Source organism: Jeotgalicoccus psychrophilus DSM 19085 (assembly GCF_000425845.1).
Lineage (GTDB): Bacteria > Bacillota > Bacilli > Staphylococcales > Salinicoccaceae > Jeotgalicoccus > Jeotgalicoccus psychrophilus.
Genome location: NZ_AUEF01000024.1, coordinates 1 through 14,468 on the forward strand (window position 1 = coordinate 1; position 14,468 = coordinate 14,468).

At 35.7% G+C, this 14,468-nt stretch carries 17 protein-coding genes and 1 pseudogene; 3 read left to right on the forward strand and 15 right to left on the reverse strand.

The window, feature by feature from the left end; all coding sequences use genetic code 11:
- On the reverse strand, positions 1–821 hold an 821-nt coding region (locus H625_RS0108365; RefSeq protein WP_026859509.1), incomplete at its 3' end, for a HAMP domain-containing protein.
- Positions 822–1,533: 712 nt separating this feature from the next.
- Between H625_RS0108365 and H625_RS0108370 the strand changes: the two genes are divergently transcribed.
- A complete protein-coding gene (locus H625_RS0108370; protein WP_026859510.1) occupies positions 1,534–2,157 on the forward strand; it encodes a YdhK family protein in 624 nt (207 codons plus the stop codon).
- Positions 2,158–2,336: 179 nt separating this feature from the next.
- Here H625_RS0108370 and H625_RS12850 read toward each other — a convergent pair whose 3' ends face one another.
- The 11 genes from H625_RS12850 to H625_RS0108420 all read right to left on the reverse strand — a co-directional run bounded on the left by H625_RS12850 (position 2,337) and on the right by H625_RS0108420 (position 11,828).
- Complete coding sequence (locus H625_RS12850) at positions 2,337–2,588, reverse strand: copper ion binding protein (RefSeq protein WP_051239034.1); 252 nt, start codon at positions 2,586–2,588, stop codon at positions 2,337–2,339.
- A gap of 139 nt (positions 2,589–2,727) precedes the next feature.
- Positions 2,728–3,153: a CopY/TcrY family copper transport repressor gene (locus H625_RS0108380; protein WP_425402155.1), complete on the reverse strand. Its 426-nt coding sequence runs from the start codon at positions 3,151–3,153 to the stop codon at positions 2,728–2,730.
- 34 nt (positions 3,154–3,187) lie between these two features.
- The gene (locus H625_RS0108385) at positions 3,188–5,236 is read right to left on the reverse strand and encodes a copper-translocating P-type ATPase (RefSeq protein WP_026859512.1); all 2,049 of its coding nucleotides are present in this window, start codon (positions 5,234–5,236) and stop codon (positions 3,188–3,190) included.
- 255 nt (positions 5,237–5,491) lie between these two features.
- The gene (locus H625_RS0108390; protein ID WP_026859513.1) at positions 5,492–5,998 is read right to left on the reverse strand and encodes a CueP family metal-binding protein; all 507 of its coding nucleotides are present in this window, start codon (positions 5,996–5,998) and stop codon (positions 5,492–5,494) included.
- A 109-nt stretch (positions 5,999–6,107) separates the two neighbouring features.
- Positions 6,108–6,812, reverse strand: a complete 705-nt coding sequence (locus H625_RS0108395; protein ID WP_026859514.1) for a cytochrome c biogenesis protein CcdA — start codon at positions 6,810–6,812, stop codon at positions 6,108–6,110.
- A gap of 88 nt (positions 6,813–6,900) precedes the next feature.
- Complete coding sequence (locus H625_RS13900; RefSeq protein ID WP_245573124.1) at positions 6,901–7,191, reverse strand: redoxin family protein; 291 nt, start codon at positions 7,189–7,191, stop codon at positions 6,901–6,903.
- A 38-nt stretch (positions 7,192–7,229) separates the two neighbouring features.
- On the reverse strand, positions 7,230–7,433 hold the full coding sequence (locus tag H625_RS13905) for a thioredoxin domain-containing protein (protein ID WP_245573123.1): 204 nt from the start codon (positions 7,431–7,433) through the stop codon (positions 7,230–7,232).
- Between the two features lie 609 nt (positions 7,434–8,042).
- Positions 8,043–8,816: an SDR family NAD(P)-dependent oxidoreductase gene (locus tag H625_RS0108405; RefSeq protein WP_026859515.1), complete on the reverse strand. Its 774-nt coding sequence runs from the start codon at positions 8,814–8,816 to the stop codon at positions 8,043–8,045.
- Positions 8,817–8,894: 78 nt separating this feature from the next.
- Complete coding sequence (locus H625_RS0108410; RefSeq protein WP_026859516.1) at positions 8,895–9,437, reverse strand: hypothetical protein; 543 nt, start codon at positions 9,435–9,437, stop codon at positions 8,895–8,897.
- Between the two features lie 108 nt (positions 9,438–9,545).
- On the reverse strand, positions 9,546–10,760 hold the full coding sequence (locus H625_RS0108415) for a MalY/PatB family protein (RefSeq protein ID WP_026859517.1): 1,215 nt from the start codon (positions 10,758–10,760) through the stop codon (positions 9,546–9,548).
- 171 nt (positions 10,761–10,931) lie between these two features.
- Positions 10,932–11,828: a LysR family transcriptional regulator gene (locus tag H625_RS0108420; protein WP_026859518.1), complete on the reverse strand. Its 897-nt coding sequence runs from the start codon at positions 11,826–11,828 to the stop codon at positions 10,932–10,934.
- A 109-nt stretch (positions 11,829–11,937) separates the two neighbouring features.
- Here H625_RS0108420 and H625_RS0108425 point away from each other — a divergent pair, with 109 nt between their 5' ends.
- The gene (locus H625_RS0108425; protein ID WP_026859519.1) at positions 11,938–12,960 is read left to right on the forward strand and encodes a YeiH family protein; all 1,023 of its coding nucleotides are present in this window, start codon (positions 11,938–11,940) and stop codon (positions 12,958–12,960) included.
- A 36-nt stretch (positions 12,961–12,996) separates the two neighbouring features.
- On the opposite strand, the pseudogene H625_RS13465 reads toward H625_RS0108425, so the two are convergent.
- Together H625_RS13465 and H625_RS0108430 are read right to left on the reverse strand one after the other, a co-directional pair.
- Positions 12,997–13,116: pseudogene (locus H625_RS13465) on the reverse strand (IS3 family transposase); the annotation flags it as partial.
- Between the two features lie 2 nt (positions 13,117–13,118).
- Complete coding sequence (locus H625_RS0108430; RefSeq protein WP_169516126.1) at positions 13,119–13,658, reverse strand: GMC oxidoreductase; 540 nt, start codon at positions 13,656–13,658, stop codon at positions 13,119–13,121.
- A gap of 196 nt (positions 13,659–13,854) precedes the next feature.
- On the opposite strand from H625_RS0108430, the gene H625_RS0108435 reads away from it, so the two are divergent.
- Complete coding sequence (locus tag H625_RS0108435; RefSeq protein WP_026859521.1) at positions 13,855–14,160, forward strand: four-helix bundle copper-binding protein; 306 nt, start codon at positions 13,855–13,857, stop codon at positions 14,158–14,160.
- 110 nt (positions 14,161–14,270) lie between these two features.
- On the opposite strand, the gene H625_RS0108440 is transcribed toward H625_RS0108435, so the two are convergent.
- Positions 14,271–14,468 (reverse strand): winged helix-turn-helix domain-containing protein (locus H625_RS0108440; protein WP_026859522.1); only part of this gene is annotated, 198 nt, incomplete at its 5' end.

The window sequence follows — 14,468 nt, forward strand, 5'->3', positions numbered from 1 at the left end:
CTATTCCTGTCCGTCGTGGATATTTCTTTTCTGCTAATAATATCCGTATACCCTTTCATATAGGTTAAAGGTGTTCGTAGCTCATGCGATATACTCCCTAAAAATTCATTTCTCTCGTTTTTTAAACGTTCCAGATCTTGCGACAGCAAAGTAATCGAAGTCGCCAAATCTCCAAGCTCATCTTTTCGATGTGTATACAATTCCACGTTATGATTGCCTTTACTTAATTGTTCTGTCGCTTTTTTCATCCTCAATACCGGTTGGGTAATAACTCTGGAAAGAATAAACACCGTTATAACAGTCAGAAGTAAAGTCAATAGACCCACAAGCCAAAACTTATGGCTGAGATGATCAATAATCCGTTCGATGCTATCACTTTCAGCAAACATAAAAACATGCCCGCTATGAGTTTCGTTAAAAGTTAGGGGGCTGTCTGTAGAGACATATTTTTCTTCTGACCAATTTGATTTCAGGATAACTCCTTCTTGTGGTATTTCACCATAATCAGTATGTTCAATAACAGTTATCATTTCTGGTTCAACCGGATCAGAATTGATGATTATCTTTCCATTCTCATCTGTTATCACCACAATAAAATCTGATTCTGACTCCATAATCGCAACATGTTCCAATGTCGTGGTTGTATAGTTTTCTTCCAATACGTCTCTGTGTGTATTCCCCCGGGCCAATAAATCCCCCATCACTTCCTCCACACGATCAGCGACCAGATTTGTATATAGGATATAGAATAATATGATTTCAATAATAAGAATCACCAGAAAAACCAAAAGTCCGATTTTTAAAGCTAATTTATTGAACATAAAAGCCTCCTCAGTTTTCTGCAACAGCATAAATCGTAATAGATCATCTTATCTTTTTGTTCATTAGTCATATTATATAGAAAAGTAGTATTTTTATTATGAATAATTCAGCTTATTTTACTTTGCCCACAACTAAAATTTTCTTCCACTGTTCTTATGAGCCGTCATTAGACACATAAATATTTCCGTTTATAGTATGGATTGCTAACTCATCTTCGTTCTGTGGATTGATTGCAACATACAAAATACCATCATCTTTCATCTCCACTATCTTTCGATAAAAATAATCTAGCAGAGGTAGCAGCTGCAACGAAGTTTTAGTCTAAAAAATGTATGACTAAGTATAACACCTGACCGTCAAGACTTTTTAAATTTAAAGGGTAACTCAAAGTTACATGAGTGATTTTACCGCATCCCGCTAAAAATATAGATGATAATATTATAGTATTAATTATTAATTTTCTTGGTATCATGATTATATTCGCTACTCTCTTTATACATTTTATTATTTAAATATCGATTTTTCGTGCAGATTTGAAGGAAGCGCTGAGATATCATCCACGGTTAATAAACCTTTAAATTGAAATCCAATATGTCGAGTCGGTAATATTATTCTTGATTAAATACATTTATTTTTCATTGAATCTGCACGTAAACTGCAAAAGTTATGGGTAGAGTTCTCAGTAGAACTAATAAAATGGAGGGTATATACATGGTAAAAAACAAAATATTATTAGGGCTTCTTTCCATATTCGCTGTATTTTTAATGGCTGCCTGTGGTAATGGGGAAACTCAACCTAATGAAGATGAAGAAAGCCAAAGCACTGAAACAGAGTCCAGCTCTGAGGAGGAAATGGACATGGAATCAGATTCCGGCGGTCATATGGAACATTCAGCTGATGAGATGTCCAGTTCCGGTGAAGTACCTGAAGACTTGAAAGAAGCAGAAAATCCAACTTATGCAGTTGGAAGTCAAGCGATTATTGAAGCAGAACACATGCAAGGTATGGATGGTGCTGAAGCAACAATTTCCGGTGCTTTTGACACCACTGTCTATACTGTCTCATACACACCGACGAACGGCGAAGAACTGGTAGAAGATCATAAATGGGTCATTCATGAAGAATTGGAAGAACCGGGAGAAGCCCCATTAGAACCAGGCGATGAAGCAGTAATGAATGCATCACACATGGAAGGCATGGAAGGTGAAACGGCTACGATTGATTCTGCTGAAGAGACCACTGTCTATATGGTGGATTTCGTTACAACAGATACTGAAGAAGAAGTTCAGAATCATAAGTGGGTTACAGAAAGTGAACTGGCACCTGTGGAATAAATTAGTGAATAGTAATATAGGATAAAAGCATGGATTCCTGATTACAAAGAAAAAATCCGGCAAATCTTGAATTAAGATTTGCCGGATTTTTTATCTTGGTCTCTCTCTACAATTATTATATAGAATCAATATGACATAAAAAGATGATACTCTAAATTCTTAAAATCTTTTGTCATTAACTAGCTGCAGCATGAACACGCAGAACCATCTTCTTTATCAATATCCTCTTTAATCTCGTAGCCGGTATTTTGAATAGCACCTTTGATGTCTGCCAAATTAATTGTACTGTCATTAAATGTTACATCTACTTTACCTTCAGGAATTTGAGCTTTGACTGATTCAACGCCATTTAATTGACTGACACTTCCCTCAACTTTATTAACGCAAGCCCCACATGACATTCCTTCTACATTAAGTGTTACTTTTGACATATAAATTTCTCCTTAAAATTTTATTATATTATTTTATACGAAAGTTTCAATATACCCAGGGTAGGTATTTTACCCTTTTTCATTTTTTATTTAACCAATCAATTATCTGTCTTAATTTATTAATTTTGTCTACTGCTGATTAACACTTACATTGACCTGGAACACAATTACATGGCACTACGTCAACTGCATCCTCTTTTTTCATCTCTAACACTTTTTCCAACTCTTCTATATCTATATAGCTTAATGTTGATTTTGAAATTAAATCTGCAATAATTTTTCCAATGTCTTTATTACATATATTATCGAAAGTTTGTTCAAGTGTACTTTTAAGAAAGTCACTTTCTTTTAAATTAGTTGAATAAATGTATTTGTTGCCGTCCTTTTCTGTGTTTAATACACCTTTATCAACAAGTCTGCCAATAAGTGTTTTGGTCGTGGCCGGTTTCCAATTCTTTTTATTTTCTATAATATCTCTAATGTCTTTACTCGTAGTTTTATTTTGTGCCCAAACGACCCGCATGACTTCCCACTCGGAGTCTGTGATATTTGAATCAATTTTCATAGTCATATTCTCACCCTAACTTATGGCATTTATGTTATTCAACTTCAAATCTATGCAGTAACTGTGCATTGATTGCTACGATAATTGTACTGAGACTCATCAAAATCGCACCTACAGCAGGACTGAGTATTATTCCCCAAGGCGCCAGTACTCCTGCTGCCAATGGGAGAGCAATCACATTATATCCGGTTGCCCAAATCAGATTCTGTATCAGTTTATTATATGTTTTTTTAGATAGGCTGAATATTGCAAGAATATCTTTCGGGTTACTGTCAACGAGAACGATGTCTGCACTATCTATTGCAATATCTGTACCTGCGCCCACAGCGATGCCAACATCTGCTTTAGTCAATGCAGGTGCATCATTGATGCCATCTCCTGTCATTGCAACGATCAATCCACGTTCTTGGATTTCTGTCACTTTGTCGGCTTTCTCATCGGGCATCACTTCCGCATAAACCTCATCAATTCCTATTTGTTCTGCAACGTAATTTGCTACTTTCTGATTGTCCCCAGTCAACATGATAGCTTTAATATTTCTCTTATGCAGCTGTTCAATTGCCTGCTTAGAACTTTCCTTAATCTTATCTGCCAGTGCAATGGCACCTGCTAATTCTTCGTTTACCAAAAGAAAAACTACCGTCTTACCTTGTTCTGACCATTTATTAAAGTTCTTATCGTCAAAATCTATTTTTTGTTTACGTACATATCCCGGACTCACTACTTTGACTTGTTTATCATCAATCGTCCCTTCAATTCCTACACCAGTAATTGAATTGAAATTTGACATTTCAAGCAATTCAAGTTCTTTTAACTTGGCTTCATTGAGTATACCTCTCGCAATAGGGTGTTCCGAGTCATTTTCTATTGTTGCTGCATAACTTAAAAGGATATTTTCGTCAATATTATTGAAAGTCTGTATATCTGTAACACCAAATTTACCCTCAGTCAAAGTACCCGTCTTATCGAAGATCACAGCGTTAATTTTACGAGCCTTTTCAAACTGTGGACGTTTTCGAATTAACAAACCGTGCTTTGCAGCAAGTGATGTAGATACTGAAATAACCAACGGTGCTGCCAGACCTAAAGCATGAGGACAAGCAATAACCAAAACTGTTACCAATCTCATGATAGCAGTATCTATAGTTGCTCCAACACTTATCCAAACGATAAATGTGATGATACCGGCAGCTAAAGCGATATAGAATAACCATTTAGCTGCTTTATTAGTTACATCCTGAGTTTTCGATTTAGTACGTTGTGATTCTCTAACCATATCTATAACTTGTGTCAGATAAGATTCATTCATCAGTTTCTCTACTTCAATAGTGAGAGAACCTTCTCTGTTTATTGAACCTCCAATGACCTCGTCATCAACGGATTTTCCAACTGGAACAGATTCACCCGTTAACATTGATTCATCAACTTGCGACTTTCCTTTAACGATTTTACCATCCAGCGGCATTTTTTCTCCGGGTTTTACTAATAGTAAATCACCCGCTTTAATATCATCAATCTGAACTTCTTCTGTTTCACCATTTTCAGTGATACGGTTTGCCGTATCAGGCATTAATGATGCGAGGGATTCCAGAGCCTTGGAAGCATTGTTAATAGCTCGCATTTCAATCCAATGTCCCAGAAGCATGATTAATACAAGAGTTGCCAGCTCCCAGAAAATTTCTTCCCCATTGAATCCAAAAACAACTGCCATACTATAGAAGTAAGCGACAGAAATCGCCATTGCTATTAATGTCATCATGCCTGGTTCTTTGTTTTTCAATTCATCGTAAGCGCCCTTAATGAATGGCCAACCCCCGTAGAAATAAACGAACGTGGCCAACGCTGCCACAATATAACTATCTCCAGTAAATTGCCAATCCACACCTATGAAATTTTGAATCATCGGAGATAGAAGTACAATTGGAATTGTGAATATCAGGATAATGAAGAATTTATTACGAAAATCTGTCACCATATGCGCATGATGATCGTGTCCGCTATGATTATGGGATTCGTGGCTCTCCTCATGGTTATGATGATTTTCTTCATGCTCAGCATGATTATGATTACCTTCTTTATTCATTTTTTTCCCTCCTACATTATGATACGACTACAACTGTAATCGATTTATTAACTTAAGTTTACCTCTGTAGTCGTTATTTGTCAAGCTATTAATTTACTAAGTTTATTATAAAAAATATATGTGCAGAAACTATCCACTACATGTATTTAAAAACTAAGTAAAAATAAATTAACTGCTACTCTGCGATTTAACATTGAATTAAAAATGCAGATTCCACAACACTAAATAGCATTGGGTAATCTGCATTTAATAATATTATTTAAGCTGTAAATCTGTCAGACAGGTGCTGTCATTCTCAAAAGTTGAAAAATTAGATTCAACTTTTTTTCCATCATAATTAATTTCTAAAGAGTAATTTTTATCTCTTGGCAGCCAAAAATCCAAGAAACCATTCTCAAGGGTAGTCAACTTCTCATCAACGTGAACTTCTCCATCTTCATCTGTAATTTTTACATCCATCTCTTCATTCATCAGCTCTCCCTGACAACCTGTTAAGCTATGAAATTCACAAGGATGTGTATATGAGATGTATGGTGCAATAGATACAAAAAATTCATCGTCTGGCAAAGTATAGACATTCTCATCTCCACTATCTTTAACAATAAGTGTTTTATCATTTATAGATGCTGATTCTACAATATTACTAGCGCTTAATTCCGAAACCATTTCTTTAATATTTGATTCGTTCGATGCTGAGTCATCACTACAACCTGTTAAAATAAAGATTACGCCCATCAAAACTGGCATTAAATATTTTTTCATCCAGATTCCTCCTTGATATTTAATTTTAACAATAATTTTTAAACAAATTTTATAATAATATATCATTTCTATGAAAGTTATATAAACAAGTCATTTAATGTATTCATAATTAGAAGCCTTGAAAATCTCCAAAGTACGGCTGCAGCCAAATGATAATCTGAGTCAATCCATCAAAATACAGAAGTACACCCATTAATATCATGATGACCCCACCAACTTTCATAATCGTATTCGAGTATTTCAGCATCCAGCGTGTACGAGATACGAAAAAGCTCAATATAAAGAATGGAATTGCAAAGCCCAGACAGTAAATAACCATTAACATTAAAGCATCGTTTGGTGCACTGGCACTCATTGCGAAAATAGCTCCGATAATCGGTCCATTGCACGGCGTCCATCCGGCACCAAAAGCCATACCTATTAAAGTTGAACCTAAAAATCCTGACGGTCTATTTTTGAATTGTATTTTTCTCTCTTTCATCAGGAAATTAAAATTAAGCACACCGGTAATGATAAGCCCGAAGATAATAATCAGGATTGAACCTAGTTGTCTAATCAGGTTCGCATGGTCAATCAATATTCCACCTAAAAAGGCCGTGCCAAACCCTAATGCTATATAGAACAAACTGAATCCCACAAGAAAGAAAATTGTGTGGAATATTGCGCGTGCATTGAATTTTTGATTTTCTACTTCATTATAACTCATTCCTGTTATGTAAGAGATAAAAGCAGGAAATACTGGAAGCACACAAGGTGAGACAAAACTTAAAAAACCAGCTCCAAATGCAAGAAAGAAAGTCATTTCACTACCCAAAAAAACACTCCATTCATATTGCATCTTTTAAATAATCCGAACGAATTTCTTCCACATTTTATTTCTTTCAATCCTATAAACTCTCATCCTATTCAGAAGATGATTGTTCTACAAATCTATAAATATCATCTACAGTTAACTGATATTCTTTCTTCTCCACAACAATGCCGTTTTTATTGATTGCTATTGTCGTTGGCAGTGGGCCTACTTGATACGCTTTAGTCACTTCTCTATTGCGATCCAATGCAACTGGAAAATTAAGTTTTTCATCTAAACTGGATAAGAACTGATTAATCTGCTGCTCATCCTCAGAAACATTTACTGCAATGATTTCATAGTCTTCATGTCCTTCATTATAAATTCGGTTCATATCAGGCATTTCTTCACGACACGGCTTACACCAAGTCCCCCAGAAATTCAAAATAACACCTTTTCTGAATTGATATCCGATAATTGTATTGAATCACCATTTAACGTCTCCAATTGAAAATCAATTGATTCATCGCCTACTTGTAAGGCTTTTGTATCAGAAGTTAAGTTGAACCATAAGGTCACACCTAACAAAATAATGACACTCAGTATAATACTGATTCTTAGAATCTTTCTTGTTTTTTTCTTCATACTCTTACACCTCCAGTAGCAATTACTTTCATCTTGCACCTCATACATAGTTAATTTTGAAAGATAATTTTCAAACAAACTTACTATTCTATTAGAATAAGAAATCATTCGTACACTAGTCTTATTACCAATTTTAGCTATTAAAAAATTCCCCTCTAATTATTTAGCTTAAATCAAATTTTTAAAGAAACTGTGCATTTTATTAGTATTTAATGTGACATTTCAAATTATGAATAAATTTAAATTCAACACTAAAATAAGCCAGATAAATTTGCTTATGAAAATCGGATGTTTTGAGTAGACCCTAACAATACTTATTAAATATGTCTATACTTGAATTTAATCTATGAAAAGTAAGTACCATTATTTTGGGAAATCCACATCACAAGTAAATTGCGCATTTTATTTTCTATGTTTCTTTAAAAAAAGAATTGTTCAACAACCTAAAAAATAATATTGCAAAAAACCTTCCAAAGAAAATACCTATGGAAGGTTTTTAGCATCTTGTACATATTCAAAAATTAATGAGTCTCATTTTAAAGTCATAGATATAGAAAAAAACTGGGCGGTATTGTAAAGTTTATGACCAGAATACTGATCTTAACTCTGTTACTGCTGAAGCTTTCCAGCCGTATACCCTCCGTCAATCGGCACTGTAACTCCGTTGATTTGTCTGGCTAAGTCTGAACAGAGAAACATAACGACATTACCCTGGTCCTCAGGTGTTGACATTTCACCGGCTGGAAGAGATTCCAGCACACCGTTATATTGTTCGGGATTATCTTCTGCCCATCTTTCGATAGCCGGTGTAATTGTTGCTCCCGGTGCAATAGCATTTATACGAATATTCTGTTTCCCGTATTCCAGCGCAACAGATTTAGTTAATCCTACAACTCCGTGTTTTGAGGCGGTATATGGCGACATATTTGGAGATCCTTCTAATCCCGCTCCTGAAGCTGTGTTAACAATAGCTCCTCCACCCGTTTTAAGCATGGCGTTAATTTGATGTTTCACACAATAGAAAATACCATATAAGTTTATTTTAATTGTTTTATCCCAATCATTAGAATCCAGCTCGCCTATTTTAACCTGGCCTGCGTTAATACCGGCATTATTATGAGCAAAATCTAATTTGCCAAAAGCAGAAACGGTCTCATCTACTAATGCTTTAACCTGATCTTCATCGCTGACATCACATTTGAAAAACTGTGCTTCGCCCCCGCCTTCTTTAATTAACTTGACTGTTTCTCTGCCGCCCTCTTCACTGACATCGGAGACCATTACTTTAGCACCTGCTTTTGCCAAAGCAACAGCACTTGCTCGACCGATTCCTGAGCCTCCCGCTGTTACCAAACCGGCTTTATCTTTTAATAATTCTGTCATCAAATACATTCCTTTCAAAAAATTATTTTATTACCAGACATTTCTTTTTGATTTTTATTACTCACTTTGAGTTATAAATTATTTTTCAAATACCATTCTTTTATCTCTTGTGTGGCTTTCAAATTTAGCAATAATATTATCATCATTATCTTTAAATTCTATAAGAGGAAGAGTACCATGTTCTTTATTGTAAAGAACTCCCGATGTCATTTCTCTAATAGATTTACCCATACCTTCTAATTTTGATTTATATCCTTTTTCATTAAGATCATCAAATTTGTCGCTTACGTAAACTGTAAGTTCCATATACTCATCAGTCTGAGTCTCGATTGATTCTATGAAACCATCACGAGTCATTTCATCATATTTTTCTTCTAAAATGGAGATCTGATTATCGGGAGGATTATTCTCTGAATTCGTCTCTTCTTGTGAATCTTCTGCAGGAGATTCATTTTCTTTTTCATCTGATTTCTCTTTTTCTACAGTGTCTTCACCGACCTGCTGGTTTTCTTCTGATGAATTATCATTTTCCGCAGTTTGTTCTGCGTTTTCATCTGCACCGCCGCAAGCTGTTAAAAATAAAATTGACGATAAGGTGCCTGTTAGAAACAATCTTTTCATAATATAAATCTCTCCCAGAAGTATTAAAGTACACTATAAAATATACCCTAAATCGTATACCTGCAACAATTGAGAGGATTATAATTGATTAATAATAATTACAAAAGTTTATGCGATTCCTTTATCTCGCTCGTTATATAAATAGTCAAAAGTTTTTTTAATACGGATGAGCCCATCTTCTATTCGTGCACGACTTGAAGCCACGTTAAATCTGAAATGTTTATTCTCGTATTCCAAGTATAATTTACCCGGTGATACTGCAATTCCTCCTACTTCAACCAGTGCTTTGTGGACCAGTTCGGCATCGAACCCCGATTTTTCAAAGCTTATCCATCCGAGATATGTTGCTCTTGGAATATCAAGAGATAAATATTGAGACAGATTGTCATCAATGTATTTCTGGACATATTCAAAATTGTTCAAGATATGATTATTTAATTGATCCACCCACTCGTTACATTCATTGTAAGCAGCTTCAATAGCTGCAAGAGCGAGGCTGGAAGCATTGCCAACGTTGTATACTTCTTTCGTTACCTCTGTAAGAGTTTTCGTGAGTGTTCTGTCTTTCGTAACGAAATAAGAATGAGGGATACTTGCTAGATTAAATGTTTTGCCGAGGCAGCTTGCAACCAAAACCTCATCGCCTTCTTCAGATAAAGCTGAAAATGATACAAAATCCTCTTTCGGCCTGACAAAATCCATATGTATTTCATCGCTGATTAAGTATATATTATTTGCTGCGCAGATGTCTTTGATAGTTTGCAATTCTTCTCTTGTCCAGACTTTGCCGGTTGGATTATGTGGGTTGCAGTGGATGTACATGCTTACATCATCACGTTCACATAATGAAGTGAAATGATTTACATCTAAAAAGTATTCCTTTAAATCATTATCATATATTAAAGGAGACTCGACGATTTGCCGGTTATTGCTTTCAATTAAGCTGGGAAATTTATTGTATGAAGGAGTCGTTAATATAATACCGTCTCTCTCTCTTGTCACTTGTCTCAGCGCTTCCCCCGCAGTAAACAGAACTGTCGGTGAGTAGTGGATGTCAGTATCACTCAGTACTGTATTATAGCGAGATTGCCACCAATGTTTAATTGGTTCATAGAACTGTTCGTTTTGCCATATTGTATAACCGAAAATACCATTATCAATACGTTCTTTGATTGCCTCTCTGATTGCTTCAGGTGTTTCTATATCCATATCGGCAATCCAGAAAGGTTCCAGGCCCCCTACTCCGAATAAAGCCTCAGTCCCCTCGTATTGAACGCTGTGCGTACCTTCTCTTGTTGTCTCCTTATTAAAGTCGAATTTCATAATTCCTGCCCCTTTTCAATCTAAATATTCAGTTTTTTATTATCTTATCATTAAACTTCAAATAAATATATCATGGAGAAAGAATGTAATTTCTGACATATCCATCTTGAAACTAAATGTCTGTCTTGTTTTTGTGGCTGACACAGCTGTTCTTTCAGAGTTCGACAGAATTTAAATATAAAAAGTATCATACAAATTCTTCTGTTCCAATAACTCTGTAAAGCCTTCTAGAACCTTAGATTGATAATGACTGTTTTTCAAATAAGAAAAAGTTCTTTTTAAAGATATATCTGTTGGGTTTACTGTAATCAAATCTCCGTACTTCAGTTCTTTTTGAATGGCCCATCGGGACAATAGACTGAGACCGAGACCTGCTTCAACTGCTGCTTTTATAGATTGGGTACTGCTGAATGTTAAAAAACTCTGTGGAACTATTTTAAATTCCTCAAACAATTTTTCACTCGCTTCCCGTGTTCCTGATCCGTTTTCTCTCATCAGCCATGTATACTTTCCGAGTTCTTTCACTGAAATACTATCTTCCCGTTTTAAAGGAAATCCAGGCGATGCGACAATCACCATGGAATCTTCCAAAAATTCTTTCTGAACCAGAAATTTTTTCGGTGTATGACCTTCTATGATACCAATATCCAGCTGGCTGTTGTTAACTAAATGGGCAATTTCTTCTGTATTTCCAATGGTTACAGCGGGCTGACTGTAGGGATACAGGCTAAGCAGTTCAGCAATTAAATTCGGAAGCAGATATTCTCCAAAAGTATAACTGGCTCCGATGTTAATAGGTCCGCTTGCATTATTCGTCAAATCATCGACAAGATAATCCATTTTATTATAGAGCCCGGCAATTTCTTTACCGTAATGATATACAATTTCACCTGCTTTATTCAATTTTACAAATTTGTTATTACGATCAAGTAACTTTGTTCCTATTCTTTCCTCCAGTGCTTGTATATGCTGACTTACAGCAGGTTGGGACATGTAATATTTTTCTGCTGTACGAGAAAAGCTTTTATTTTCGGCAACGCTCAGAAATATTTCTAATCGAGAATCCATGTTAACTCTCCTCCTTCTATAACTATATACTTATAGTATATATCACTATAATTTATTTTACTTATCAATACCGCCATTTTAAACTTATAAACATCAGGAGATGATACTCATGTTTGTTAATATAGAAAAGAAACAAAAGTTAAACTCATTTTTATGGTGGTCCGCAGGCGTAGCCTTCACCTTTTTAATTGCTCTTTTTGGTTATTTCTTTTCATTATTACAGGGCCTGGATAATGTTGGGCAACTCGCGTGTGCAATTATTATTGCTGTGATTTATCGGCATTTTTTTGGATACCCGCTTATTTTAAAGAACGGCATAGTATTTTCTTCTCAAAAACTTTTGCGTCTCGCGATAATATTATATGGTCTCAAATTAAATATTGATGTTATTTTACAGGATGGACTGGGGCTGCTGCTTAGAGATGGGATAATTATTGCTTCCGTGATTCTATTAACAGTCTGGGCTGCTAAAATCTTTAAAGCAGACAGCACAATATCTTTATTATTGGGTGTTGGGACAGGTGTATGCGGAGCAGCAGCAATTGCAGCGATAGCTCCAATTGTGAAATCTAAAGATGAAGACACAGCAATCAGTGTAGGTATTATTGCACTGGTGGGTACTGTGTTTGCTGTCGGTTATACTTTGATTGAACCTGTGCTGCCTTTGTCTTCCGAAAGTTACGGTATCTGGGCGGGATCTACGCTCCATGAACTGGCACATGTCGCCATTGCGGCGGAACCCGCTGGTGAAGATGCATTGGCAATTTCTCTGCTGGCAAAACTGGGCAGGGTTTTCTTACTGGTTCCACTGGCGTTTATATTTATATTGATAATGAACCGTAAAGAAAAAGGGAAACAGACGGAACGTAATAAAGTACAATTTCCATGGTTTCTCGTTGGATTTCTCTTAATGAGCATTATTGGGAGTTACGTCATCGACAATACTGTACAGGTGACAGATAATATAATGGAAGATGTTTCCACTCTCACGACATGGCTTTTAACTGCCGCTATGGTTGGGTTGGGTCTGAATGTTAATTTAAGTGATTTACGCAGTAAAGCATTTAAACCTCTTATTATTATGATTATCGTCTCTCTAATCTTATCTGTACTGACATACTTTTCTGTTTAGATTTAGCTATGATCATTAGAATAAGATAATGGTATGTCAACAGAATATTAGACACTTTTTATAGAAGTTTTCTTTATACTCCTTTGGTGTGAGATAATCCAATGCACCATGCGGTCTGATTGTGTTATACCAGTTTACATAGTCGAATAGTCCCATTTTTAACTGTTTGATTTTTCTAGAACTTTATTATCTTTCATGTATTTCTTCATGCCTTCAGCTGCTCTGTAAGCGAGTGCGCCAAGTGTACCTGTAGGATTTGATTTTGAATGTAACGGGAACGAAGATGCACCGACTACAAACAAATTTTCCATATCCCACATTTGTGAATAAGTATTTACTGCTGAAGTTTCCGAGTCGTCACCTATTATTACTCCGCCGCCTGTATGGTCGGACAGAGAGTCTTTTCCAAACTCTACTGAATCATCTATTTCAGGAACATTAATATAATCTGCACCCATTTCTTCTAAAATTTCTTTACATTGCTGATGTGCATATTTTACAATATTTCTATCTATATCACTGAATTTGTAAGTTACATGCAGTAATGGGTCTCCGAAAACATCTGTATAGTTCGGATCTAAATACATATAATTTCCTTTTTGCGGCAGTACGCCGTTTTGCTGCTGCATATCGATTCTTCTGTTTGTATAAAATAACAACTTATCTTTAAATTCCTGACCCCATGGTGATAACTCCAATGCTCTAATTTAATAACTAAAAATAACAATATTTCTTGATTCTTCTAGGCAAATTAAATTATTAACTCAGTTGTAGAAGCTCCGCATTATTAAAATTCTGTGCAGTTTCGATGGAGTTTTACAATATCGGTTTATATGCGAAACAGATGGGAATTCACTCAATGTAAGTGATTCAATTCTATAGGAGGGATTTACAATGGCACATGAACAACACCAACAACTGATTCAGACGTTACATGAATGTATGGAAGCCTGTAACCATTGCTACGATGCCTGTTTGAAGGAAGAAGACGTAAATATGATGGCAAAGTGCATCAGACTGGATCGCGAATGTGCAGATATCTGTGCATTTCTAGAACAAGCATTAATGAGAGGCACTCCATTTTCTTCTGATTTAGCAGCAGTATGCGCCAAAATTTGCGAAGCTTGCGGAAATGAATGTCAGAAACACGACCATGAACACTGTCAGAGATGTGCAGAAGCATGTAAGGAAATTGCTTAGAATAAAACTTGTGTAGAAGAAGTGCCATGTCAGATAATAATTCTGGCATGGCACTTCTTATTAATCGAACAAAAGCAAGCAGTCTAACGTTTTAATATTGAAAATGTGTTTTAATTTTTAATCCATTTGTAACCAACGCCCCACACTGTGTGAAAGTAATCATCGATAGGAAAATCGACTTCCCGAATTTTTTCTCTCATATTTCTAACATGGGAATCTACAGTACGTCCTTCCGTTTCAGAATGCATGCCCCACACTAAATCAATCAATTGATTTCTAGAAAATACCCTTCCTGGATTTTTCATGAG

Bases quoted from the DNA above. Each gene is read 5' to 3' on its own strand.
- H625_RS0108425 (WP_026859519.1), top strand. From the start codon at position 11,938: ATGTTTGTTAATATAGAAAAGAAACAAAAGTTAAACTCATTTTTATGG.
- H625_RS0108410 (WP_026859516.1), bottom strand. From the start codon at position 9,437: ATGAAAAGATTGTTTCTAACAGGCACCTTATCGTCAATTTTATTTTTA.
- H625_RS0108415 (WP_026859517.1), bottom strand. From the start codon at position 10,760: ATGAAATTCGACTTTAATAAGGAGACAACAAGAGAAGGTACGCACAGC.
- H625_RS13905 (WP_245573123.1), bottom strand. From the start codon at position 7,433: ATGAAGAAAAAAACAAGAAAGATTCTAAGAATCAGTATTATACTGAGT.
- H625_RS0108435 (WP_026859521.1), top strand. From the start codon at position 13,855: ATGGCACATGAACAACACCAACAACTGATTCAGACGTTACATGAATGT.
- H625_RS0108420 (WP_026859518.1), bottom strand. From the start codon at position 11,828: ATGGATTCTCGATTAGAAATATTTCTGAGCGTTGCCGAAAATAAAAGC.
- H625_RS0108405 (WP_026859515.1), bottom strand. From the start codon at position 8,816: ATGACAGAATTATTAAAAGATAAAGCCGGTTTGGTAACAGCGGGAGGC.
- H625_RS0108370 (WP_026859510.1), top strand. From the start codon at position 1,534: ATGGTAAAAAACAAAATATTATTAGGGCTTCTTTCCATATTCGCTGTA.
- H625_RS0108385 (WP_026859512.1), bottom strand. From the start codon at position 5,236: ATGAATAAAGAAGGTAATCATAATCATGCTGAGCATGAAGAAAATCAT.
- H625_RS12850 (WP_051239034.1), bottom strand. From the start codon at position 2,588: ATGTCAAAAGTAACACTTAATGTAGAAGGAATGTCATGTGGGGCTTGC.
- H625_RS0108390 (WP_026859513.1), bottom strand. From the start codon at position 5,998: ATGAAAAAATATTTAATGCCAGTTTTGATGGGCGTAATCTTTATTTTA.
- H625_RS13900 (WP_245573124.1), bottom strand. From the start codon at position 7,191: ATGCCTGATATGAACCGAATTTATAATGAAGGACATGAAGACTATGAA.
- H625_RS0108380 (WP_425402155.1), bottom strand. From the start codon at position 3,153: ATGAAAATTGATTCAAATATCACAGACTCCGAGTGGGAAGTCATGCGG.